Annotated in this window: 19 protein-coding genes and 5 tRNA genes; 8 read left to right on the top strand and 16 right to left on the bottom strand. The window is 60.0% G+C overall.

Going from position 1 to position 23029, the window contains the following annotated elements; genetic code table 11:
- Window positions 1–48 precede the first annotated feature (48 nt).
- Entirely contained in the window at window positions 49–1032 is a 984-nt protein-coding gene (locus L63ED372_RS05235; RefSeq protein ID WP_062404078.1) for a tripartite tricarboxylate transporter substrate binding protein, read from the top strand.
- A 94-nt stretch (window positions 1033–1126) separates the two neighbouring features.
- Here L63ED372_RS05235 and acs read toward each other — a convergent pair whose 3' ends face one another.
- Window positions 1127–3088: an acetate--CoA ligase gene (gene acs / locus L63ED372_RS05230; protein ID WP_062404076.1), complete on the bottom strand. Its 1962-nt coding sequence runs from the start codon at window positions 3086–3088 to the stop codon at window positions 1127–1129.
- A gap of 173 nt (window positions 3089–3261) precedes the next feature.
- On the opposite strand from acs, the gene L63ED372_RS05225 reads away from it, so the two are divergent.
- From L63ED372_RS05225 to murI, 3 genes are read left to right on the top strand one after another with little or no spacing between them, the layout of a single operon-like run.
- Window positions 3262–3861 (top strand): TIGR00645 family protein, encoded by a 600-nt coding sequence (locus tag L63ED372_RS05225; protein ID WP_062404074.1) that lies wholly within the window; start codon window positions 3262–3264, stop codon window positions 3859–3861.
- A 56-nt stretch (window positions 3862–3917) separates the two neighbouring features.
- Window positions 3918–5471 carry a fumarate hydratase gene (locus L63ED372_RS05220; RefSeq protein WP_062404072.1) on the top strand — a complete coding sequence of 518 codons (1554 nt, stop codon included), beginning with the start codon at window positions 3918–3920 and terminating at the stop codon, window positions 5469–5471.
- A 55-nt stretch (window positions 5472–5526) separates the two neighbouring features.
- A complete protein-coding gene (murI, locus tag L63ED372_RS05215) occupies window positions 5527–6381 on the top strand; it encodes a glutamate racemase (RefSeq protein WP_062407659.1) in 855 nt (284 codons plus the stop codon).
- Window positions 6382–6388: 7 nt separating this feature from the next.
- Here murI and L63ED372_RS05210 read toward each other — a convergent pair whose 3' ends face one another.
- From L63ED372_RS05210 to L63ED372_RS05190, 6 genes are all read right to left on the bottom strand, one after another.
- Window positions 6389–7690: an MFS transporter gene (locus L63ED372_RS05210; protein WP_062404070.1), complete on the bottom strand. Its 1302-nt coding sequence runs from the start codon at window positions 7688–7690 to the stop codon at window positions 6389–6391.
- 12 nt (window positions 7691–7702) lie between these two features.
- On the bottom strand, window positions 7703–8329 hold the full coding sequence (locus L63ED372_RS05205) for a DUF6806 family protein (RefSeq protein WP_062404068.1): 627 nt from the start codon (window positions 8327–8329) through the stop codon (window positions 7703–7705).
- A gap of 17 nt (window positions 8330–8346) precedes the next feature.
- Window positions 8347–8438: transfer RNA gene (locus tag L63ED372_RS05200), tRNA-Leu, on the bottom strand.
- A 39-nt stretch (window positions 8439–8477) separates the two neighbouring features.
- Window positions 8478–8870: an MAPEG family protein gene (locus tag L63ED372_RS05195; RefSeq protein ID WP_062404066.1), complete on the bottom strand. Its 393-nt coding sequence runs from the start codon at window positions 8868–8870 to the stop codon at window positions 8478–8480.
- Window positions 8871–8985: 115 nt separating this feature from the next.
- Entirely contained in the window at window positions 8986–9156 is a 171-nt protein-coding gene (locus L63ED372_RS16490) for a hypothetical protein (protein WP_194944765.1), read from the bottom strand.
- A 173-nt stretch (window positions 9157–9329) separates the two neighbouring features.
- Complete coding sequence (locus tag L63ED372_RS05190; RefSeq protein ID WP_062407657.1) at window positions 9330–9962, bottom strand: glutathione S-transferase family protein; 633 nt, start codon at window positions 9960–9962, stop codon at window positions 9330–9332.
- 155 nt (window positions 9963–10117) lie between these two features.
- Here L63ED372_RS05190 and L63ED372_RS05185 point away from each other — a divergent pair, with 155 nt between their 5' ends.
- The 4 genes from L63ED372_RS05185 to L63ED372_RS05170 are packed head-to-tail and all read left to right on the top strand — an operon-like array spanning window position 10118 to window position 13112.
- Complete coding sequence (locus L63ED372_RS05185) at window positions 10118–11053, top strand: NAD(P)H-dependent flavin oxidoreductase (RefSeq protein ID WP_062404064.1); 936 nt, start codon at window positions 10118–10120, stop codon at window positions 11051–11053.
- A gap of 55 nt (window positions 11054–11108) precedes the next feature.
- Window positions 11109–11558 (top strand): FKBP-type peptidyl-prolyl cis-trans isomerase, encoded by a 450-nt coding sequence (locus L63ED372_RS05180; RefSeq protein ID WP_062404061.1) that lies wholly within the window; start codon window positions 11109–11111, stop codon window positions 11556–11558.
- Window positions 11559–11603: 45 nt separating this feature from the next.
- Window positions 11604–12782: a pyridoxal phosphate-dependent aminotransferase gene (locus L63ED372_RS05175; RefSeq protein ID WP_062404058.1), complete on the top strand. Its 1179-nt coding sequence runs from the start codon at window positions 11604–11606 to the stop codon at window positions 12780–12782.
- Window positions 12783–12833: 51 nt separating this feature from the next.
- Window positions 12834–13112: a cupin domain-containing protein gene (locus L63ED372_RS05170; protein WP_062404056.1), complete on the top strand. Its 279-nt coding sequence runs from the start codon at window positions 12834–12836 to the stop codon at window positions 13110–13112.
- Window positions 13113–13219: 107 nt separating this feature from the next.
- Here L63ED372_RS05170 and L63ED372_RS05165 read toward each other — a convergent pair.
- The 9 genes from L63ED372_RS05165 to L63ED372_RS05125 form a co-directional block, all read right to left on the bottom strand.
- Window positions 13220–13293: transfer RNA gene (locus tag L63ED372_RS05165), tRNA-Cys, on the bottom strand.
- Between the two features lie 73 nt (window positions 13294–13366).
- A tRNA-Gly gene (locus L63ED372_RS05160) sits at window positions 13367–13442 on the bottom strand.
- Between the two features lie 45 nt (window positions 13443–13487).
- A tRNA-Gly gene (locus L63ED372_RS05155) sits at window positions 13488–13563 on the bottom strand.
- 99 nt (window positions 13564–13662) lie between these two features.
- Complete coding sequence (gene lon / locus L63ED372_RS05150; RefSeq protein WP_062404055.1) at window positions 13663–16086, bottom strand: endopeptidase La; 2424 nt, start codon at window positions 16084–16086, stop codon at window positions 13663–13665.
- 97 nt (window positions 16087–16183) lie between these two features.
- Entirely contained in the window at window positions 16184–17452 is a 1269-nt protein-coding gene (clpX, locus tag L63ED372_RS05145; RefSeq protein ID WP_062404053.1) for an ATP-dependent Clp protease ATP-binding subunit ClpX, read from the bottom strand.
- 107 nt (window positions 17453–17559) lie between these two features.
- Window positions 17560–18168 carry an ATP-dependent Clp endopeptidase proteolytic subunit ClpP gene (gene clpP, locus L63ED372_RS05140; protein WP_062404051.1) on the bottom strand — a complete coding sequence of 203 codons (609 nt, stop codon included), beginning with the start codon at window positions 18166–18168 and terminating at the stop codon, window positions 17560–17562.
- 123 nt (window positions 18169–18291) lie between these two features.
- Entirely contained in the window at window positions 18292–19605 is a 1314-nt protein-coding gene (tig, locus tag L63ED372_RS05135; RefSeq protein ID WP_062404049.1) for a trigger factor, read from the bottom strand.
- 64 nt (window positions 19606–19669) lie between these two features.
- Window positions 19670–19756: transfer RNA gene (locus tag L63ED372_RS05130), tRNA-Leu, on the bottom strand.
- Between the two features lie 116 nt (window positions 19757–19872).
- Window positions 19873–23028, bottom strand: coding sequence for an efflux RND transporter permease subunit (locus L63ED372_RS05125; protein ID WP_062404047.1), 3156 nt, complete (start codon window positions 23026–23028; stop codon window positions 19873–19875).
- Window position 23029: the final 1 nt, after the last annotated feature.

Below are 23029 nucleotides of genomic sequence, written 5' to 3'. Positions count from 1 at the left end.
CGCTGCTTCCTTTGGAATGCTCACATCGCATTCAAACAGGAGACCGGTGTGAAAACCCAAGGCACGTCACGACGCACATTTGTTCAGGCATCCGCCGCCGCCGCAGTCACGGTGGCATTTCCCACTCTGGCGCAAGCCCAGGCTTTTCCGACCAAGCCCATCAAACTCATTTGCCCATGGCCTGCAGGCGGCTCCACCGATGCGGTGATGCGTGCTTTGGCCGAAAGCGCCACCAAGGCCTTGGGTGTTCAAGTGGTCATCGAAAACAAACCGGGCGCCAGCGGCATGCTGGGCCCCAACGAGCTGGTGCGTGCCCAGCCAGACGGCTACACCCTGTCGCAAATCACCATCGGCGTCGCGCGTTTGCCGCACATGCAGAAGATGCAGTTCGACCCGCTCAAAGACTTCACCTACATCGCCTGCCTCACGGGCTACACCTTTGGTGTGGTGGTGCGGTCCGACTCCCCCATCCGTTCCATTGCCGACTTGGTGGCATTTGCCAAAGCCAACCCGGGCAAATTCACCTACGGCTCCACGGGCAACGGCACCACACCGCACCTGGCCTTTGCTGAATTCGCCAGCAAAGCCAAGATCGACGTCACCCATGTCCCTTTCAAAGGCAGCGCCGATGGCGTACAAGCGGTGTTGGGTGGCCATGTCATGTCGCACAGCGACGCCACCGGTTGGGCCCCGCAGGTCGAGGCGGGCACCATGCGCCTGCTGGCCACCTACGGCAGCAAACGCACCAAGCGCTGGCCCAACGTGCCCACGCTCAACGAACTCGGTTTCGACACCGTGTCCGACTCCCCCTTTGGCATTGGCGGCCCCAAGGGCATGGACCCGGCCGTGGTCAAACGCCTGCACGACGCCTTCAGGAGCACGCTGCAAGACCCGGCCGTACTGGCCAGCTTTGACAAGTACGACCAGTCGGTGATCTACATGGGCACCGAGGAATACACCAAGTTCATCCGCGACACGTTCCAGTCCGAGAAAGCGACCATCGAGCGTTTGGGCTTGGCCATGAAAACCTGACACGCCCCTGCAGCATGACAAAAGGCAGCCGAGGCTGCCTTTTGTTTTGCATCGCATGCAGCGGTCAGATGCCCGCTGCAGACAGGTCTCAAGATCAGTAAGCCTGACCCAGCTGCCCCAGGATGGCGGGGTTCTCCAGCGTGGAGATGTCTTGTGTGATCTCCTCGCCTTTGGCCAGCGAACGCAGCAAGCGACGCATGATCTTGCCCGAACGGGTCTTGGGCAAGTTCTCACCAAAGCGGATGTCCTTGGGCTTGGCGATCGGGCCAATTTCCTTGGCGATGTGGTCGCGCAACTGCTTGGCAATCGCCTTGCCTTCTTCGGTGTTGGGCAAAGAGCGCTTGAGCACCACGAAGGCGCAAATGGCTTCGCCAGTGGTGTCGTCTGGACGGCCCACCACAGCGGCTTCGGCCACCAGCTCGGTGCAGCTGACCAAGGCCGATTCGATTTCCATCGTGCCCATGCGGTGACCTGAGACGTTCAGCACGTCGTCGATGCGGCCGGTGATGGTGAAGTAACCGGTTTTCTCGTCACGGATCGAGCCGTCGCCTGCCAAGTAGTACTTGCCCTTGAAGTCTTCTGGGTAGTAGCTCTTCTTGAAGCGCTCAGGGTCGCCCCAAATGGTGCGGATCATCGAAGGCCATGGCTTCTTCACAACCAAAATGCCGCCTTGGCCGTTGGGCATGTCTTTACCGGTTTCGTCCACGATGGCCGCTTGGATGCCGGGGAACGGCAGTGTGCAAGAACCTGGCACCATGGGGGTCACGCCAGGCAAGGGCGTGATCATGTGGCCACCGGTTTCGGTTTGCCAGAAAGTGTCCACAATGGGACAATTGCCGCCGCCGACATGCTGGTGGTACCACTCCCACGCGGCGGGGTTGATCGGCTCGCCGACCGAACCCAGCAAGCGCAGGCTGCTCAAGTTGTAGCTCTTGGGGTGCACAGCGTCGTTGGCTTCCGCGGCTTTGATGAGCGAGCGGATGGCGGTGGGCGCGGTGTAGAAGATCGAGACCTTGTGGTCCTGGATCATCTTCCAGAAGCGGCCAGCATCAGGATAAGTGGGCACGCCCTCGAACACGATCTCGGTGCCGCCCAAGGCCAAGGGGCCATAGGTGATGTAGGTGTGGCCGGTGACCCAGCCGATGTCGGCCGTGCACCAGAACACGTCGTCGGCCTTCAGGTCGAAGGTCCACTTGGTGGTCAGTGCGGCGTGCAGCAGGTAGCCGCCTGTGCTGTGCTGCACACCTTTGGGTTTGCCGGTGGAGCCGGAGGTGTAGAGTAAGAACAAGGGGTGCTCGGCACCGACCCACTCGGGCTCGCAGGTGGTGGCTTGCTGGTCGGCCAGCTCGGCCATCCACAAGTCGCGGCCAGCGGTCATGGCGATGTCAGCGCCTGAGCGCTTGACCACCAGCACGTTCTGGATGGAGCCGCAGCCGCCCAAGTTGATGGCCTCGTCCACGATGGATTTGAGGGGCAGCAGCTTGCCGCCGCGCACCTGGTTATCGGCGGTGATCACGGCGACAGCGCCTGTGTCTTCGATGCGGTCACGCAGGGACTGGGCCGAGAAACCACCGAATACCACCGAGTGGGTCGCGCCAATGCGGGCGCAGGCCTGCATGGCGGCCACGCCTTCGATGGACATGGAGATGTAGATGACCACACGGTCACCCTTTTTGATGCCCAAGCTCTTCAGGGCATTGGCGTATTGGCAGGTCTTGGCCAGCAACTGGCTGTAAGTGACCTTGGTCACTTCGCCGCCATCGGCTTCGAAGATGATGGCGGTCTTGTCGCCCAGGCCTTTTTCAACGTTGCGGTCAAGGCAGTTGTAAGAAGCGTTCAAGGTGCCGTCTTCGAACCACTTGAAGAATGGCGCATTGGACTCGTCGAGCACTTTGGTGAAAGGGGTCTTCCAAGTGATCAGCTCTTTGGCCAGACGGCCCCAATAGCCCTGGTAATCGGTTTCGGCTTCCTTGCACAGGGCCTCGTAGGCGGCCAGGCCGGAGACGTTGGCGTTTTTAACGAAGTCTGCGCTGGGTTGGTAAATGGTGGAACTCATCGGGTTTGTCTCCTCAAGGACAGGGGCGTTTTCAAAACTGGTGCAAATGTCGGCTTTCGCTCTTACAAAGCACTGACTGACGCGAGTCTTGCACAAGTTTCAGCTCGAAGCAGCCATCTAAGCCCTAAAATTCGGGTTTGCCCGAAGTCCCGGACTTCCCACACTGGAAAACCATGTCCAAACCCACACCCCCGACAAAAAGCAATTTGAGCCCGTTGAGCAGTTTCATTTTCGCCAGCCGCTGGTTGCAACTGCCTTTGTACATTGGCTTGATTGCGGCCCAAGCCGTGTATGTGTTCCATTTTTGGGTGGAACTGGTCCATTTGTTGGAAGCGGCGTTTGGCAGTCAACCCGCCCTGCAGGCCCTGATCACCAGCATTGGCTATAAAACCGACGCCCCCATCACCTCATTGAACGAAACCGTGATCATGCTGGTCGTGCTGGCCCTGATCGATGTGGTCATGATCTCCAACTTGCTGATCATGGTCATCGTGGGCGGCTACGAAACCTTTGTCTCGCGCCTCAATTTGGAAGGCCACCCCGACCAACCCGAATGGCTGGACCATGTGAACGCCTCGGTGCTCAAGGTCAAACTGGGCACGGCCATCATCGGCATCAGCTCGATCCACCTGCTCAAAACTTTCATCAACGCCGCCAACTACGATGAAAAAGTGCTGATGTGGCAAACCATCATCCACATGGCCTTCTTGCTCAGCGCCATTGCTATTGCCTATGCCGACCGCCTGATGTCGCACCACGACAAGGCCCATTGAGCGCCTAAGAGCGCCTGACAACGACCGATTTTTGATTTTCACGGGATCACACCACCATGACCACACTGATCAAACAAGACGACCTCATCGAATCCGTTGCTGCTGCCCTGCAGTACATCAGCTACTACCACCCGGCCGACTTCATCTCGCACCTGGCCAGCGCTTACGAGCGCGAGCAAAGCCCAGCCGCCAAGGACGCGATTGCGCAGATCCTGACCAACAGCAAGATGAGCGCCATCGGCCACCGCCCGATTTGCCAAGACACCGGCATCGTCAACGTGTTCCTTGAAGTCGGCATGGATGTGAAGTTCGACGGCTTCACCGGCAGCTTGGAAGACGCGGTCAACGAAGGCGTGCGCCGTGGCTACAACCACCCCGACAACATGCTGCGTGCATCGGTGGTGTCCGACCCGCACTTCAACCGCAAAAACACCAAAGACAACACCCCCGCCGTGATCTTCACCAAGATCGTGCCCGGCCACCATGTGCATGTGACCGTGGCGGCCAAAGGCGGCGGCAGTGAAAACAAGTCCAAGCTGATCATGCTCAACCCCGGCGACAGCATCGTTGACTGGGTGCTCAAGACGGTGCCCACCATGGGCGCGGGCTGGTGCCCACCCGGCATGCTGGGCATCGGCATCGGCGGCACCGCCGAAAAAGCCGTGCTCTTGGCCAAAGAAAGCCTGATGGACGACCTGGACATGTACCAACTGCTCGAAAAATCGAGCAAGGGCGAGAAACTCGACCAGGTCGAAGAAATGCGTCTGGAGCTCTACCACAAGGTCAACGCTCTGGGCATTGGTGCACAGGGCCTTGGCGGCCTGACCACGGTGCTGGACATCAAGATCAAGATGTACCCCACGCACGCGGCCAGCAAGCCCGTGGCCATGATCCCCAACTGCGCCGCCACGCGCCACGCGCACTTTGTGCTCGACGGCTCCGGCCCCAGCTACCTCGAAGCCCCTTCGCTCGACCTGTGGCCCAACGTGGGCTGGACGGCCGATACCGAAAAGAGCCAGCGCGTGGACCTGAACAAGCTCACGCCCGAGCAGGTCGCCGCTTGGAAACCCGGCCAAACGCTCTTGCTCAACGGCAAGATGCTCACTGGCCGCGATGCGGCGCACAAGCGCATTCAGGACATGTTGGCCAAGGGCGAGAAGCTGCCGGTGGACTTCACCAACCGCGTGATCTATTACGTCGGCCCTGTTGACCCGGTGGGCAACGAAGCCGTCGGCCCCGCAGGTCCCACCACCGCTACCCGCATGGACGGCTTCACCGAAATGATGCTGGCCAAAACCGGCCTGATCGCCATGATCGGCAAGGCCGAGCGCGGCCCCGTCGCCATCGAAGCCATCAAGAAGCACAAGAGCGCTTACCTGATGGCCGTGGGCGGCGCGGCCTACCTCGTGTCCAAAGCCATCAAGCACGCCCAAGTGGTGGGCTTTGCCGACATGGGCATGGAAGCCATCTACGAATTCGACGTGGTCGACATGCCCGTGACGGTGGCGGTGGACGCGGGCGGCACCAGCGCCCACACCACCGGCCCCGCCGAGTGGCAAAAGCGCATCGCCACGGGCGAGTTCAAAGGCATTGGCGTCAACGCAGGCTGATGCCGCACTGCTTGAACAGGCCGCGCAAGCGGCCTTTTTTCAAACCTGCCGCACCATGACTTCTGACCAACGCCCGATCGGTGTGTTCGACAGCGGCATTGGCGGACTGAGTGTGCTGCGGGCCCTGCAACAAGAACTGCCAAACGAACGCTTTGTGTACCTGGCCGACAACGCCCACGCGCCCTACGGCGAAAAAAGCGAGGACTTTGTCAGCCAACGCACCCATGCGATTGCCCAATTCCTGCAAACCCAGCACCAGATCAAAGCCTTGGTGGTGGCCTGCAACACCGCCACGGCTGCGGCGATCCAGGGCTTACGAGCCGCCTATCCCACGCTGCCGCTGGTGGGTGTCGAGCCCGCGCTCAAACCCGCGCTGGCCTTGAGCACCACCCGACGCATCGGCGTGATCGCCACCCGAGGGACGGTGGGCAGCGAGAAATTTTCTCGCTTGTTGGCCAGCGTGCAAGACGAGGCGACGTTTGTGGTGCAGGCCTGCAACGGGCTGGCCCTGGCCATCGAACAAAGCACCCTGCCAGACCCATCGCATGCCGCGCAAGCGCAAATCACGCACTTGCTGCAAAACTACACCCAGGCCATGGGCCGCTTTGGTTCTGCCTCTGGCGACATCGACACCCTGGTGCTGGGTTGCACCCACTATGTGTTTGTCGAGAACGATTTGCGCACCTTGTTGGGGCCGAATGTGCAACTGGTCTCGACCGGCGCACCCGTGGCGCGTCAAACCTACCGTTTGCTGGCGGCAGCGGGCCTATTGAACGCAGCACAGCCCAAGGGCGCTGCACCCACCATCCGTCTCTTGACCACAGGTGATTTGAAGGGCTTGCAAGCGGCTGCGCAGAGATGGCTAAGCTTGCCTGAAGAGGCTTGCGAGGCTGTGCCTGCCTCGCTTTAGGGCGCACTCAGGTGGGCGATTGCGCTGCCCTGCGGCCACGATCCACGTCCACCGGCATCAACAAGACCAGCCCCAGCACAAACAACAAGGAGGTCGAGCCAATGGCCAGACGCTGGTTGCCGTCACTCAGCCAGGTGATCAAGCCGTAGGTCAAGGGACCCAAAATGCTGGCCAGCCGGATGGCAAAGGTCCACAGGCCAAAAAACTCGCCCAGGCGCTGGGGCGGCACCATCAGCCCCGCCATGGCCCGGCCCGATGACTGGCTCGAGCCCATGCAAAAACCCGCGATCGCCGCAGCCCACCAGAACATGCCCTTGTCGGTGGACAGCGCCGCAATGAAGCAGGTCGCCACCCAGCCCACCAAGGTCAGCGCCAGCGTCAGTTTGTGGCCAATGCGGTCTTGCACATGGCCAAGCAAAAAGGCTCCGGCAAATGCCGCCAGGTTCAACACAAAGATCAGCACCATGGTTTCCTGGGGCTGAAAACCAATGACCTGCTCGGCATAAATGGCCGCAAGCGTGATGGCCACCGCCACACCGCCCTGGTAAGCCACCGCGCACGCGAGCAAACGCGTGAAGTCTTTGTACGGCAGCGCCTCGCGCAGGATCTGTCGCAAGCCGCGCAAGCTCTGCGCCACGGTCACCACCGGGGCATTGGGTTGCGGCGGCGAGTGCTCGCGCAGCAGGGCAAAGGTCACCCAAGCTGCCGCGCCATAAACGGCCGCCGTGATCCACATGGTCACCGGCACAAACTGCCCACCTGTTTCGCCCCGGGCCTGAGCGGCCAACACATAGGCCAAGCAAATGCCCAGGGTGAGCATGCCGCCGATGTAACCCAAAGACCAACCCCAGCCGCTCACACGGCCCATGGCCTCAGGCTTGGCCAGTTCTGGCAAAAACGAGGCCGTGAGCGACTCGCCATAAGAAAAGAAAGTGTTCGACAACACCAAGATGAACAAACCCAGCGCCACCTGACCTGGCCCCACCAATGACAAGGCCGCTGTGCTGACCACACAGCCCGCAGTCACCCACATCAACATGCGTTTTTTGCCGGCCACCCTGTCGGCCCAGGCCCCCAAACCCGGCATGGTCAGCATCACGATCAGATACGACACGCTCAAACCCGATGTCCAAGCCAATGTGGCCCAGTCGGCCCCGTCGGCTACACCGCCCACAAAGTAGGCGGCAAACACGGCCGTGATGACCACGGTGGAATAACCCGAGTTGGCGAAGTCGTACATGGCCCAGCCAAAGACCTCGCGCACACGCACACCCGGATTCAACGCAGAACGAATGCCTTGGGCGGTCATGGTGCGCTCCGATCAGTGCAGATGACGTGGGCGACGGCCACCGCCGCCATGGCCATTGCCGCCCCCTGGACCGCGTGGCGGTTTGCCGATGTCCAGAGAACTCACGAGGCTGTCAAAGCGCTGACTGAACAGCTTGTCGATCTCGGTCACCACACCCGACAACTCGGCCCCATCAAAATGGCGCTCCATCATGTTGACCACATCGTGCACCAGCAAATCGCGCTGGGCTTGCATGATGGCGCCCGGGTCGGGTCCGACAAAGAGCATCACAAAGTCGTCGCGGGACTCGCCCCCACGGGCCTCGTCCTCGTCGTCGAATTCGGTGTCATAAAACGTCACCTCAATCTGGGTGCCCGCCGCAGACAAGTCGTTGAGGTTCATGCACAGATCGTCCATGACCATGCGGAAATCCTCGTCGCCGCGCACGGTCCAGCACAGGTTCAGGCGCTGGGTGGTGGCATCAAAACGGATGCCCGGCTCTTCTTCGTACAGGCTCACAGCGCCCTCATGCAAAGAACGCGCTCCGGCGTAGTGCCAAAGGGGCTTGAGCGCCTCCTGGATGGCCTTGATGTCGGTGCCGGGTTTGATCGGCACATCACCATGCACGTGAATCTCAAGCGGTGCGTTGTCGTGGTTCATGATGATGTTTTCCTAAATGGTGCCCCGGGCCGAAATCGAATCGGCACGCCCCTGTTACGGAAGCAACGGATTTTAAGTCCGGTGTGTCTACCAGTTTCACCACCGGGGCAGAGCGCTTATTGTGCCCTGATAACGCGGTGTTTCTGCTTCAGTTGACCTGCAAATTCAGCATGGCCAACGCAAACAGGGCCACCACCGTGAGGTAAGCCGCTGACCAGACCATGGTGCGCCATTTGGCCTTGTCGGTGACGTAGAAAAACACATACGCCACACGCGCCGCGACAAAAAACGAGGCCAGCGCATCCACCGTGGCCGGATCGACCCCGGTGAGCAGGGCCAAGATGACCCCCACGGCAAAAAACGGGAACGCCTCAAAGCAGTTGGCCTGTGCGGCATTGGCCCGCGCCCGGAACCCGGTCTGGCGGGCCAGCCAAGCCCGGGGGTCGCTGTTGTCATAACCCTTGAAGCCCGACTTGGCAATGCCTGCACACACCACCGGCATGATGCCCGCAACCAACACAGCGCCATAAGAAATCAACATTCAGCCCTCCTGGATCAACGACCCCACCTTGAAGGGTTCGGCAAACACCAATAAAAAAGCCACTGAGTTCATCAGTGGCTGGGTACGGGCCCGGCCTGGGCAGAGCGCACCGGGGTCAACCGCCCTTTTTGGAGCGCTTGCCAGGATTTTTCTTGCTGCGTGTCGCCACACCGCGCTCCAAGCTCACACGCTGGCCACGGCCGCCTGTGCGCAAGGTCACGCCTGGCAATGCAGGCAGTGGGGGGGTGAATTTACGATCTGCTTCGGTGACGATTTTGTTGCCCATCTGTGGCTCCGGATAAAAAATGCAAAACGATATTAAGCCACAAGAAAGGCCCTGTGGGCGCCTGCGGCACCGCAAGGCAGAAGGATTTTGGGTATGGAACAACCCCAAAGCACTGTTCAAGCGGTTTTTGCGTCCACACGCCGCTGGGACTGCAGCATCGGCAAAGGCCCTCTTCAATCTCGGCGCAGCGAGACGGCAAAGCCTTTTTGCACCGCAGGTCGGGACATCATGGCCTGGTACCAGCGCGACACATGGGGAAACTGTTGCAAATCCACCTGGTGGCGGGGATGCCGCCAGACCCAGCCCAAAATGGCAAAGTCGGCGATCGACAAATCCCCGGCGAAATACGCATGCTCGGCCAGGCGGCGGTCCATCACGCCATACAAACGCAGGGTTTCGGCCATGAAGCGCTCCAAACCGTAGCGTTTGTCGGCTTCGTTGCTCAAGGCCACATAGTGGTGCACTTGGCCCGGTGCCGGTCCAAAGCCGCCCACCTGGAACATCAGCCACTCCAGCGTGGCCACCCGAGCAGCGCCCCGGCCGGGCAGGAATTTCCCGGTTTTCTCGGCCAAATAAATCAAGATGGCACCGGACTCGAACACCGTTTGTGTCTGGCCGTCGGGTCCCTCGGTGTCCAGCAATGCCGGGATCTTGTTGTTGGGACTGATTTTCAAAAAAGCTAGATCGAACTGCTCTTTTTGAGTGATGTCCACCACCTTCACCGAATAGGTCAAGCCCATCTCCGCCAGCGCCACCGTGATTTTGCGGGCGTTGGGGGTGTCAAAAGCAAAAAGGGTCAAAGCCATGAGGTACATCTCCTGTGGAATCTGGTGAGTTTAAGCATGAAGAGCACCTGTGCCAGCCCATTCGAGACCCTGCGCAGAACATGGGCGACCACTGCGCGACTGCTGCACCGCAAACGGGCACTTAAGATGTTCACTTTGATCCACAAGGCAGACCCATGAACCGTGTTTTGGCCCACACTGGCGCCCGCTACCCCATCTTGCAAGCCCCCATGGGCTGGATCGCTCGCAGCCCTTTGGCCATGGCCGTCTCGCGTGCGGGGGGGCTGGGCATCATCGAGACCTCATCCGGTGAGACTGCGAACTGCCAGCGCGAAATCGCCGCCATGCTGGCTTCGGGCCTGCCTTTTGGTGTGAATTTGCCCATCCGTTTTTTGAAAGACGATGCCATGCTGCGCTACGTCTGCGACTCGGGCATCCGGTTTGTCACCACCTCGGCGGGCAGCCCAGCCAAATTCGTGGCGCCCTTGAAGGCGGCGGGCATCGCGGTCTACCACGCCGTACCCACGCTGGAAGCCGCCCTCAAATGCGCTGAGGCTGGGGTCGATGGTCTGGTGGTGGAAGGCTCCGAGGGCGGGGGATTCAAGAACCCTGAAGAGGTCAGCACCCTGGTGCTGCTACAGGCCATCCGCGAGAAAACAGATCTGCCCCTGATTGCGGCTGGCGGCATTGTGGATGGGCGCGGCATGGCGGCCGCATTTGCCTTGGGCGCTGAAGCGGTTCAGATGGGCACCCGCTTTGTGGCCTGCGCCGAAAGCCCGGTGCACGGCCACTACAAACAAGCCATTGTGGATGCGCCCACCACAGGCACCTACATGCTCAACACCAAGTCCTCACCTTGCATCCGCGCACTCAAAGCGCCATTCACACAAAGCCTGCACGAGGCGGGCCTGATGGGCCCCGATGCATTCCAGGGCATTCAAGACGTGTACTTCGGCGGCAACATGAACGCCGCCCCCGCCCTGGCCGGTCAATCGGCTGGCCTGGTGCACGAGGTCTTGACGGCCGGACAGATCATCGACCAGACCGTGGCCGAGTTCCACCGCATCGGCGCACGCATGGGCCAACTGGCCCAAACCGCCAGCTTTGGCTGATTCCTTGTCCCCGAACGTGAAGCCCCGACCTCTCCATTTGCTCAAAAATCAGCCCATGAAAACATCTCACCCACTCAGCACCGCCACCTTGTCCCTCTTGTTGCTGGCCGCATCACCCGCCCAGGCCCAAAACACCGTCACGGCCGCCGCGGCCCAGGAGCCTGGCGCCCAGGTCACCGCCTCGGGCATGGTCTACCGCTCGCTCAAGGACGGCACCGGGGCCAGCCCCAAGGCCGCTGACACGGTCAGGGTCCACTACCGTGGGACCTTGCCCGACGGCAAGGAATTCGACAGCTCCTACAAACGCAACGAGTCCATCGAGTTCCCATTGAGCCGCGTGATTCCCTGCTGGACTGAAGGCGTGCAGCTGATGAAGGTGGGCGGCAAGGCCAAGCTCACTTGCCCGCCAGCCACCGCCTATGGCGACCGCGGCGCGGGGGGCGTGATTCCGCCCAAAGCCACGTTGTTGTTCGAGGTCGAGCTGCTGGCCATCAATGGCAAGTGATCGGCAGACCATCAATTTTTCAAGCCCTCAGCCACGGTACACACCATGAAACGCCAATCTGCCCGCATGGATGCGGTGGACAGCCCCATCATCCCCACCATTGCCAAGCTGGTGCGCGAGCATCCCGGCACGATCTCCTTGGGTCAAGGTGTTGTGAACTACGGCCCGCCAGCACAAGCGGTGGCCGAGTTGCCCAACCTCATGGCCGATGCCCAGCTCAACAAGTACCAGGCCGTGGGTGGCATCGCCCCCTTGGTGGACCGCTTCCGGCAAAAACTGGCGGACGACAACCACATCCATTGCGGCACCGAGTCGATCGTCATGGTCACGGCGGGCAGCAACATGGCCTTTCTCAACAGCGTGCTGGCCGTGGCCGATCCAGGCGACGAATTCATCTTGCCCATGCCGTTTTACTTCAACCAGGAAATGGCGATCCGCATGTGCGGTTGCGTGCCTGTGCCCGTGCCCACTCACAGCGACTGGAGCCTCGATGTCGACGCCCTGGCGGCCGCCATCACGTCGCGCACACGCGCCATCGTCACGGTCTCACCCAACAACCCGACCGGGGCCGTGTACAGCGAAGAATGCTTGCGAGCGGTCAATGCCTTGTGTGCCCGCGCAGGCATCTACCATTTCAGCGACGAGGCCTACGAATACTTCACCTACGACGGCGCCCGGCACTTCTCGCCCGCATCGATTCCGGGCGCACAAAACCACACCTTGTCGTTTTATTCCATGTCCAAAAACTTCGGTATGGCCAGCTGGCGCGTGGGCTATGTGGTGTTTCCGGCCGACCTGTTTGGAGCCATGAACAAGGTGCAAGACACCAACCTGATCTGCGCCCCGGTGGCGTCTCAATTGTTGGCGCTGCAAGCCCTGCAACTGGGCCGCGAATGGGTGCAACCCAAAGTGCAGGCCCTTGCCCAGGTGCGTGCACAGGTCAACCAAGCGCTGCAGGGCCTGGGTGATCTGGTCGATTTTCCAAAGACCCAAGGCGCTTTTTATGTGCTGATGAAGCTGCCCGGCGTCTCCGACCCCATGGCTTTCAACCGTGCCATGGTCGAAAAACACCGTGTGGCCACCCTGCCCGGTTTTGCCTTTGGCCTGAGCGACACGGCCAGTGCCAACTACCAGCGCTTGTCCTATGGTTCTCTGGACGCCGCCACCGTGGCCGAAGGTGTGGCCCGCTATGTGGCAGCGGTCAAGGACTGGTACACCGCCTGACCTGACCACCGTTCACTCCACCCTCGTTTCTCACCTACCCAAGGCCTTGCCATGACCTCTCCTACCCTCGAAAGCTTCACCGCTCAGTCCCTCGACGAGGGCTTTGATGAAATCATTGTGCGCGAGTGGACTGCCGACCTGAAACTCGACACCCACACCCACCCCTTTGATGTCAGCGCCTATGTGGCGCGTGGGGAATACTGGCTGACCCTGGGTGAAGAGGTGAAACACCTGCAGGCCGGTGACTTCTTTCGTCTGGCCCGCGATGTGCCGCATGCTGAGCTCTATGGGTCCGAAGGCGCCACCGTGTGGGTAGCCCGGGCCAACTGACACACTGGGAGGCCAAGCGAGTTCAGTGGCTGCGGTCAGGGCCGCCAAAAGGCCTGCCAAACCCAAAAAAAATGCCCCCGACTGTTCAGTACGGGGGCATTTTTGTTTGGAGGCGCGACCCAGAGTCGAACTGGGCTCGACGGATTTGCAATCCGTTGCATAACCGCTTTGCTATCGCGCCAAAACCAGGTTAGACGAACAAGTGGATCGGTTGATTCACAAGCCGCTGAAAGAAGGGTTCTCTTTCAAATGTCTGGAGCGGGAAACGAGGCTCGAACTCGCGACCTCAACCTTGGCAAGGTTGCGCTCTACCAACTGAGCTATTCCCGCAAAATGAAAATCGAGTGAAAGATGTTGGCACTTCTTTCGAAAATTTGGAGCGGGAAACGAGGCTCGAACTCGCGACCTCAACCTTGGCAAGGTTGCGCTCTACCAACTGAGCTATTCCCGCGTATTTCAGCGAACTGGGCATTGTATGCCCTGTCCTCTGGAATGGTCAAATTGTAATTCAATTTCAGGTCGACTTTGGCGTCGACCTGAAAATTTTGCATCAATGTTTCACCGCCTCGGCTTTGGCCGTTGCAGGCACAGCGGTCAAGGCGGCGGCGGCCACTTCTTCGTCGCTCAAGGGCGTTGGCTTGGCTTCCAAAGCCACTTCCAGCACCTGGTCGATCCACTTGACGGGCACGATCTCCAGACCATTTTTGACATTGCCTGGAATGTCCTGCAGGTCTTTGACGTTGTCTTCGGGAATGAGAACAGTCTTGATGCCACCGCGCAAAGCCGCCAGCAACTTTTCCTTCAGACCCCCGATAGCGGTGACTTCACCGCGCAGCGTGATCTCACCGGTCATGGCCACATCGGCGCGAACCGGGATACCCGTCATGGCCGACACCATGGCCGTGGTCATGGCAGCACCTGCGCTGGGGCCGTCTTTGGGCGTGGCGCCATCGGGCACGTGGATGTGCAGATCTTTCTTCTCAAAAATCTCGTCCTTGATGCCCAAGAAGCGTGAGCGGCTGCGCACCACGGTGCGCGCAGCTTCCACCGACTCTTTCATCACATCGCCCAGGGAACCGGTGCGGGTGATCACCCCTTTGCCGGGCATCAGGGCCGCTTCGATGGTCAGCAAATCGCCCCCCACTTCGGTCCATGCCAATCCGACGACCTGGCCCACTTGGTTCTTTTGTTCCGCGCGGCCGTAGGTGTACTTGCGCACGCCCAAAAAGTCATTCAGGTTGTCCTCGTTCACCACCACCTGCGGCGTCATTTGCTTGAGCAGGAGCGCCTTGACCACCTTGCGGCATATCTTGCCCAGTTCGCGCTCAAGCGACCGCACACCGGCTTCGCGGGTGTAGTAACGCACCACATCGCGTACGGCCTCTTCGGTCACCCTCAGCTCAGCATCTTTCACGCCGTTGTTGGTCATTTGCTTGGGCAGCAAATACTTCATGGCGATGCTGGTTTTTTCGTCTTCGGTGTAACCCGACAAACGGATCACTTCCATCCTGTCCAACAGAGCCGAGGGAATGTTCATCGAGTTGGAGGTCGCCACAAACATCACATCGCTCAGGTCAAAGTCGACCTCGACGTAATGGTCACCAAAGGTGTGGTTTTGCTCGGGGTCCAACACTTCCAGCAAAGCGCTGGAAGGGTCGCCTCGGAAGTCCGTGCCCAGCTTGTCGATCTCGTCGAGGAGGAACAACGGGTTCTTGGTGCCGACCTTGTTCAGGTTTTGCAGCACCTTACCGGGCAAAGCGCCAATATAGGTGCGACGGTGCCCACGAATCTCGGCTTCGTCGCGCATGCCGCCCAGGGCCATGCGCACGTATTTGCGCCCGGTGGCCTTGGCAATGGATTGGCCCAGCGAGGTCTTGCCCACGCCAGGTGGCCCCACCAAGCAAAGGATAGGCGCTTTGACCTTATCCACGCGCTGCTGCACTGCGAGGTATTCCAGGATGCGGTCTTTGACCTTGTCCAGACCAAAGTGGTCTTGGTTCAAGACGTCTTCGGCGTTGGCCAGGTCGTGTTTGAGCTTGGTCTTTTTGCCCCAGGGCAAACCAATCAGAACATCGAGGTAGTTGCGCACCACCGAGGCCTCGGCCGACATGGGCGACATGAGCTTGAGCTTTTTGAGCTCGCCCTCGGCCTTTTTGCGGGCCTCGGCCGACATTTTGGCGGCCTTGATCTTCTTTTCGATTTCCTCGATGTCAGCGCCCTCTTCGCCATCGCCCAGTTCTTTCTGGATGGCTTTGACCTGCTCGTTCAGGTAGAAGTCACGCTGGTTCTTTTCCATCTGGCGCTTGACGCGGCCACGGATGCGCTTGTCCACATTCAGGATGTCGACCTCGTGCTCCAACTGGGCATAGAGGTTTTCCAGACGCGACTTGATGTTGGCCAAATCCAGCACCTGTTGCTTGTTTTCAAGCTTGAGTGGCAGGTGGGCAGCAATCGTGTCGGCCAAGCGGCCGGGGTCATCGATGCTGGAGATGGAAGTCAAAATTTCCGGCGGAATTTTCTTGTTGAGTTTGACGTACTGGTCAAACTGCTGCATCACAGCGCGGCGCAGGGCCTCGATCTCGCTGCTGTCATCGGACTGCTCGGAAACCGGGTCCACCGGGGTCACAGCGGCCACAAAGTGGGCTTCGCCATCCACAATCGATTTGACCAAGGCACGTTGTTGGCCTTCCACCAGGACCTTCACGGTGCCATCGGGCAATTTCAGCATTTGCAAAATGGTCGACACACAACCCACGTCGAACATGTCTTCCACGCTGGGTTCGTCTTTGGCGGCCGTCTTCTGGGCCACCAGCATTATGCGGCGCTCGGCAGCCATCGCCGACTCCAGCGCCTTGATGCTTTTGGGGCGGCCCACAAACAGCGGAATCACCATGTGAGGGAACACGACCACGTCGCGCAAAGGCAACATGGGCAGTTCAATCAGGGTGGGCGGCAAAGGTGTATGTCCAGACATGGTGTGTCCCTCAGGTCAATTCAAAGCACATGGATGCTGCACCTGCGATTTCAACCCACAGACACTTAGGGGTATTCATGGGGTGCGGCAATGTGATTCAGGCCTGCTTGGCCGACTCGCGGTAAACCAGCAGTGGCGGTTTGTTGTCGTCGATGACGGACTCGTCCACCACCACTTTTTCAACGTTTGCCTGGTTGGGCAACTCAAACATGGTGTCAATGAGGGCCTGCTCCATGATGGAGCGCAGACCCCGGGCACCAGTTTTGCGGGCCAGCGCCTTGCGGGCCATGGCCGTGAGGGCATTGGGACGCACTTCCAGCTCGACGCCTTCCATGGCCAAGAGTTTGGTGAACTGTTTGACGACCGCGTTTTTCGGCTCGGTCAGAATTTGCACCAGCGCTTCTTCGCTCAACTCGGCCAGGGTGGCGACCACAGGCAAACGCCCCACCAGCTCAGGGATCAGGCCGAACTTGATCAGGTCTTCGGGCTCGACTTCATTGAACACGTCGGTGAGCGAGCGTTGCTTTTTGCTCTTGACCGTGGCGGCAAAGCCGATGCCACCCGATTCGGTGCGGTTCTCGATGACTTTTTCCAGGCCTGCGAACGCACCACCACAAATGAACAGGATGTTGGTCGTGTCGATCTGCAAAAAGTCTTGGTTGGGGTGCTTGCGGCCGCCTTGCGGAGGCACGCTGGCCATGGTGCCTTCCACGAGCTTGAGCAAGGCCTGCTGCACGCCCTCGCCAGACACGTCGCGGGTGATGGACGGGTTGTCCGACTTGCGGGTGATCTTGTCGATCTCGTCGATGTAGACAATGCCGCGCTGGGCACGTTCGACGTCGTAATTGCAGGTCTGCAGCAGCTTGGCCACGATGTTTTCAACGTCCTCGCCCACATAACCGGCTTCGGTCAGAGTGGTGGCGTCGGCCATGACAAAAGGCACGTCCAGCATGCGGGCCATGGTCTGGGCCAGCAAGGTTTTGCCCGAACCCGTGGGGCCAATCAGCAAGATGTTGCTTTTGGCCAGTTCGACCTCGTCTTTTTTGGATGTCTCTTTGTGCTTGAGGCGTTTGTAGTGGTTGTAAACCGCCACGGCCAAGCTGCGCTTGGCTTTTTCCTGGCCAATCACATAGTTGTCGAGGTTGGTCTTGATGTCCAGGGGTGTGGGCAAGCCTGCTTTGGCGCCCTCTCCCACGGTGGTGGTGGAGGCCAGCTCATCGCGCACGATGTCGTTGCACAAATCGATGCATTCGTCACAAATGAACACCGACGGGCCTGCAATCAGCTTTTTGACCTCATGCTGGCTTTTGCCGCAAAAGGAGCAGAACAGGTTTTTCTCAGTGCTTGAGCCTTTTTTATCGGCCATAAATGTCGCCTTGGTATCCGTGATTCGTCAATGATAACGAAAGAAAAACGGCGTTCACCCTTTGGGGGTCAACGCCGTCAGCCAGGGTGCCGGAAAGCCGGCCACCCTCAAGCGCGTTTGGAGATCACTTCGTCAATCAAACCGTAGTCTTTGGACTCGGTGGCCGACAGGTAATAGTCGCGTTCGGTATCGAATTCGATTTTCTCCAGCGGCTGTCCGGTGTTCTCGGACAGGATGCGGTTCAACTGCGCACGGGTCTTCACGATCTCGCGGGCGGCAATTTCAATCTCAGTGGCCTGACCACGGGCACCGCCCAAAGGCTGGTGGATCATGACCTTGGAGTTGGGCAGCGAGAAACGCTTGCCCTTGGCACCCGAAGACAACAAGAAAGCACCCATGCTGGCGGCCATGCCGTTGCACAGCGTGGACACATCGGGTTTGATGAAGTTCATGGTGTCGTAAATCGCCATGCCAGCGCTCACCGAGCCGCCGGGCGAGTTGATGTACAGCGAGATGTCTTTTTCTGGGTTTTCACTCTCCAGAAACAGCAACTGAGCCACGATCAGGTTGGCCATGTGGTCATTGACCTCGCCCACCAAAAAGATCACGCGCTCTTTGAGCAGACGCGAGTAGATGTCATAAGCGCGTTCGCCACGACCCGACTGCTCGATGACCATGGGGACCATGCCCAAATTTGTGATGTCCAGTGCGCTCATCTTTTCTCCAGAAATTTCATGGATAACTTTAACCGGGTTTTCAAGCCCACCAAAGAGATGGGGCTTGTGAGCCAGACTGCAAGCCCGGCACAAGCCCCATTCATCAAGGATTCAAAGAACCAATCAGGCCTGTTGACCCATCAACTCTTCAAACGAGATGGCTTTCTCGACCACTTTGGCCTGGGCCAAAACGAACTCGGAAACATTGCTCTCGATCACCACCGCCTCGACCTCGGCCATGCGCTGGTTGTCGCTGTTGTACCAACGCACGACGTCATCAGGACGCTCGTAGCTGGCGGCCAACTCTTGGATGTGGGCCTGGATCTGCTCTGCCTTGGCGTGCAGGGTGTTGCCACGCACGACTTCGGCCACCACCAGACCCAAGCGCACACGCTGCTCGGCTTGGGGGCGGAAGATGTCATCAGGGATCGGGGCCTTGTCGGCGTCTTTGATCCCGCGCTGCTTCAGATCAGCACGGGCACCTTCTTTCAGGCGCTCGATTTCGTTTTGCACGATCGACTGGGGCAGGTCCAACTCGGCCTTGGCGACCAATGCGTCCATGGCGGCTTGCTTGTTGCGGGCCAGCAAGCGGAATTTGACTTCGCGCTCAAGGTTTTTACGGATGTCAGCGCGCAGGCCTTCCACCGTGGCGTCGGCGATGCCCAAGGACTTGGCCAGGGCTTCGTTGACTTCAGGCAGGTGAGCTGCTTCGATTTTCTTGACGGTGACCAAGAAGTCGGCAGTTTTGCCAGCCACGTCTTGACCGTGGTAATCGGCTGGGAAGGCCAATGGGAAAGTCTTGCTTTCGCCGGACTTCATGCCGCGCACAGCGTCTTCAAATTCCTTGAGCATCTGGCCGTCGCCCAGGATGAACTGGAAATCTTCGGCCTTGCCGCCAGAGAACACTTCACCATCGATCTTGCCTTCGAAGTCGATGGTGGCGCGGTCGCCGTCTTGCGCAGCGGCGTCTTGGGCACGCTGGGCAAAGGTGCGGCGCTGCTTGCGCAGGATGTCGACGGTTTTGTCGATGGCCGCGTCAGAGACTTCGGCGGTCAATTTTTCGACTTCGGTGTCGGCCAGGTTGCCCAGCTTGACTTCGGGGTAGACCTCAAAGATGGCTTCGAAATTCAGCTCGCCCTCAGGCGCGCCTTCTTTTTCGGAAATACGGGGCTGACCGGCCACACGCACTTGGGCTTCGTTGGCGGCCACAGCAAAAGCCTCACCCACTTTGTCGTTCAGAACTTCGTACTGCACCGAATAACCATAACGCTGAGCGACCACATTCATGGGCACTTTGCCAGGACGGAAACCGTCCATCTTGACCGTGCGGGCCATTTTCTTCAGGCGTGCATCCACTTCGGTCTGAATGGCCGTCACGGGCACAGTCAGAGTGATCTTGCGTTCCAGCTTTTCAAGGGTTTCAACAGTCACAGTCATCGTCGTTCTCGGTTAATTGAATGTCTCTCAGGCCGCCGGGTTGCCCCCTTGGCCACAAGTCGGTTGGTGCGCGGGGCGGGACTCGAACCCGCACAGTGTTGCCACCGTCAGGACCTAAACCTGGTGCGTCTACCAATTTCGCCACCCGCGCAGGTCCAAACAAAAAGGGCGACAGGCCCGCCAAACGGCCCGAAAGCCCCCTGACGCACCTGACCGCCCGGTTGAAATCGGTCAACTTTCTATTTTAGCCGGTTCAATTGGGCAATTTCAGGCACGGGCTTGATTTGGGCGCTCAATTCTGAACCAGGCCGCGTACATGGCCGGCAGCGCCAGCAGCGTCAAGGCCGTGGCCACAATCAGGCCGCCCATGATGGCCACCGCCATCGGCCCCCAGAAAATGCTGCGTGACAGCGGGATCATGGCCAGCACCGCCGCTGCAGCCGTGAGCACGATGGGGCGCAAACGCCGCACCGCCGACTCCACAATCGCCTGCCACGGGGCCATGCCTGCGGCCCGGTCTTGCTCAATCTGGTCGATCAAGATGACCGAGTTGCGCTGGATCATGCCCATGAGCGCAATCACGCCCAGCAGGGCCACAAAGCCAAACGGCCGGTCCAGCACGAGCAATGCCCCCGCCACACCCGCCATGCCCAGAGGCCCGGTCAAAAACACCAGCATCGCGCGGCTGAAGCTTTGCAGCTGCAGCATGAGCAGCGTGAAGGTGATGAACAGCATGACGGGTACGCCCGCTGCGATAGACGCCGAACCCTTGGCGCTTTCTTCCACCGCGCCCGCCACCTCAATGCGGTAGCCGATCAAACCCTGTCCTTGCCAAGTGGCCTCGGTCTTTTTGAGCTCCGGCAGAAGCTGCGTGGTGACCGTGGCCCCTTGCAGGCCCTCGGCGATGTCGGCCTGCACGGTGACGGCAAACTGCCGCCCCTCGCGCCACATCACACCCGGCTCCCAGGCCAAGACGGGCGTGGCAATTTGCAGCAGGGGAATGAACCGCCCAGAGGCCGTGGGCACATAAGCCTGACCCAGGTCCGACAAAGCATCGCGCTCGGCCAAAGGCTGGCGCAGCACGATCTCGATGAGCTTGTCGCCTTCACGGAACTGACCCACCGCGCTGCCCGTCAACAAGGTGCGCGAAGCTTGCGCGATGGACTGGCTGCTCACGCCCAAAGCGCGTGCTTTGGCCTGATCCACCTCGAGGCGCACCGACTTGACCGACTCGTTCCAGTTGTCGTTCACGCCGCGCGTGTTGGGGTTCAGGCGCATTTGCGCTTTGATCTCGTCGGCCTTCAGGCGCAAAACCTTGGGGTCAGGACCCACCACCCGGAACTGCACCGGGTAAGGCACAGGCGGGCCGTTGGGCAGCAATTTCACTCGCCCGCGCACTTCGGGGAACTCCTGGGCCAGCAAAGCGGGCAGCTTGGCACGCAACACTTCGCGGGTTTTCAAGTCACTCGGTTGCACGATCAGTTGCGACACGTTGGTCTGCGGAAAGACTTGATCCAAGGGCAGGTAAAAACGCGGCACGCCCGAGCCAACCCAGGACGTCACCGACTTCACGCCCGCTTCTTGCGCCAGTCGTTGCTCCACACGCCGAGTGATGTCCTCGCTGGCCTGCACGGGCGAGCCCTCGGGCAGCCAGAGGTCCACCATGATTTCGGGACGGCTGGAGTCCGGGAAGAACTGCTGCTGCACCTTGCCCATGCCCACCATGCCCAGCGCAAACAAAGCGATGGTAATGCCAATCGTCTTCCAGCGGTGGGTCACGCACCAGGTCACCCAGGCGCGAAAGTGCCGGTAAAACGGTGTGTCATACATCTCGGCCGAATCGAGGTGTTCAGCCGACACGGCGTGTGCGGGCGGCTTGAGCAGCCAGGCCCCCAGATAGGGCACAAAGTAAACCGAGGCCACCCAACTGACCAAGAGCGCCACCACGGTGACCGCAAAAATCGCGAAGGTGTACTCGCCTGTCATAGACTTGGCCATGCCAATCGGCAAGAACCCGGCGGCGGTGATCAAGGTGCCCGTCAGCATGGGCATGGCGGTGAGTTCGTAAGCAAAGGTCGCCGAGCGCACCTTGTCGTAACCCTCCTCCATCTTGCGCACCATCATCTCCACCGCAATGATGGCGTCATCCACCAGCAAGCCCAAGGCGATGATGAGCGAGCCCAATGAAATTTTGTGCAGGCCGATGCCAAAGTAATACATGGCCAAAAAGGTCACGGCCAGCACCAGCGGGATGGTGATGCCCACCACCAGACCGGGGCGGATGTCCAGCGTCCAGCGCCGCCACAGGGGGTGCTGGCCCGGCCGCTTGTGCAGGCCCAGCGCCAAGAAGCTCACCGCCAACACAATCACCACCGCCTCGATCAGCACCTTGATGAACTCATTGACCGAGCTCGACACCGCACTGGGCTGGTCCTGCACTTGGGTCAGACTCATGCCCGCAGGCAAGCTGGCCTGCGTGGCCGCAATCGCCACGCGCAAAGACTTGCCTAGCGCAATGATGTCACCGCCCTTGGCCATGGACACGCCCAGCGCGATCACCTCGTGGCCCTCATGGCGCACCTTGACACTGGCCGGGTCCGCATAACCCCGGGTCACCGTGGCGATGTCGGACAGGCGAATCTGCGCGCCCGATGCCCCGCGAATGGGCAGGGCCTTCAAATCTTCCAGGCTCTGGAACTGGCCGCCCACACGCACCTGCACCACATCGGCGGGTGACTGGATACTGCCGGCCGACTCCACCGCGTTTTGCTGGTTCAAATGGGCCAAAACGGTGGCCATGTCCAGGCCCATTTGAGAGAGCCGCTTTTGCGAGACTTCGACAAACACCTTCTCGTCTTGCACGCCAAACAACTCGACCTTGGCCACATCGGGCACACGCAGCAGTTGCTGACGCAAGCTGTCGGCCTGGGCTTTGACCTCGGCCGGAGTGAAGCCCTCGCCGCCCAGCGCATAAATCACGCCATAAACATCGCCAAAATCGTCGTTGAAAAACGGTCCGATCACGCCTGGCGGCAAATTGCCACGCATGTCGCCAATCTTTTTGCGCACGGTGTACCAAATTTGCGGCACATCGCCGGGCTTGGAGTTGTCCTTGATCTGGAAAATGATCTGCGCCTCACCCGGCTTGGAATAGCTGCGGATCTTGTCGGCAAAAGGCACCTCTTGCAGGGTGCGCTCGATCTTGTCGGTCACCTGCTCGGCCACTTGTTCGGCCGTGGCGCCCGGCCAATAAGCCCGCACCACCATGGCTCGGAAGGTGAAGGGCGGGTCTTCGTCTTGCCCCAGCTGAAAGTAAGACGCCATGCCCAGCACCATCAGCACCACCATCAGGTAGCGGGTCAAGGCCGGGTGCTCCAGCGCCCAGCGCGAGAGGTTGAATCGGGTGTTGTCTGTACTGCTCATG

Source organism: Limnohabitans sp. 63ED37-2, assembly GCF_001412535.1.
Lineage (GTDB): Bacteria > Pseudomonadota > Gammaproteobacteria > Burkholderiales > Burkholderiaceae_C > Limnohabitans_A.
Note: the sequence above shows the minus strand (reverse complement) of the source record. Positions and strands in the feature narration are given on the sequence as shown.

What these genes read in the sequence shown, in the direction of transcription:
- acs (WP_062404076.1), bottom strand. Translation starts at nt 3,088, where the DNA reads ATGAGTTCCACCATTTACCAACCCAGCGCAGACTTCGTTAAAAACGCC.
- L63ED372_RS05225 (WP_062404074.1), top strand. Translation starts at nt 3,262, where the DNA reads ATGTCCAAACCCACACCCCCGACAAAAAGCAATTTGAGCCCGTTGAGC.
- L63ED372_RS05220 (WP_062404072.1), top strand. Translation starts at nt 3,918, where the DNA reads ATGACCACACTGATCAAACAAGACGACCTCATCGAATCCGTTGCTGCT.
- murI (WP_062407659.1), top strand. Translation starts at nt 5,527, where the DNA reads ATGACTTCTGACCAACGCCCGATCGGTGTGTTCGACAGCGGCATTGGC.
- L63ED372_RS05210 (WP_062404070.1), bottom strand. Translation starts at nt 7,690, where the DNA reads ATGACCGCCCAAGGCATTCGTTCTGCGTTGAATCCGGGTGTGCGTGTG.
- L63ED372_RS05205 (WP_062404068.1), bottom strand. Translation starts at nt 8,329, where the DNA reads ATGAACCACGACAACGCACCGCTTGAGATTCACGTGCATGGTGATGTG.
- L63ED372_RS05195 (WP_062404066.1), bottom strand. Translation starts at nt 8,870, where the DNA reads ATGTTGATTTCTTATGGCGCTGTGTTGGTTGCGGGCATCATGCCGGTG.
- L63ED372_RS16490 (WP_194944765.1), bottom strand. Translation starts at nt 9,156, where the DNA reads ATGGGCAACAAAATCGTCACCGAAGCAGATCGTAAATTCACCCCCCCA.
- L63ED372_RS05190 (WP_062407657.1), bottom strand. Translation starts at nt 9,962, where the DNA reads ATGGCTTTGACCCTTTTTGCTTTTGACACCCCCAACGCCCGCAAAATC.
- L63ED372_RS05185 (WP_062404064.1), top strand. Translation starts at nt 10,118, where the DNA reads ATGAACCGTGTTTTGGCCCACACTGGCGCCCGCTACCCCATCTTGCAA.
- L63ED372_RS05180 (WP_062404061.1), top strand. Translation starts at nt 11,109, where the DNA reads ATGAAAACATCTCACCCACTCAGCACCGCCACCTTGTCCCTCTTGTTG.
- L63ED372_RS05175 (WP_062404058.1), top strand. Translation starts at nt 11,604, where the DNA reads ATGAAACGCCAATCTGCCCGCATGGATGCGGTGGACAGCCCCATCATC.
- L63ED372_RS05170 (WP_062404056.1), top strand. Translation starts at nt 12,834, where the DNA reads ATGACCTCTCCTACCCTCGAAAGCTTCACCGCTCAGTCCCTCGACGAG.
- lon (WP_062404055.1), bottom strand. Translation starts at nt 16,086, where the DNA reads ATGTCTGGACATACACCTTTGCCGCCCACCCTGATTGAACTGCCCATG.
- clpX (WP_062404053.1), bottom strand. Translation starts at nt 17,452, where the DNA reads ATGGCCGATAAAAAAGGCTCAAGCACTGAGAAAAACCTGTTCTGCTCC.
- clpP (WP_062404051.1), bottom strand. Translation starts at nt 18,168, where the DNA reads ATGAGCGCACTGGACATCACAAATTTGGGCATGGTCCCCATGGTCATC.
- tig (WP_062404049.1), bottom strand. Translation starts at nt 19,605, where the DNA reads ATGACTGTGACTGTTGAAACCCTTGAAAAGCTGGAACGCAAGATCACT.
- L63ED372_RS05125 (WP_062404047.1), bottom strand. Translation starts at nt 23,028, where the DNA reads ATGAGCAGTACAGACAACACCCGATTCAACCTCTCGCGCTGGGCGCTG.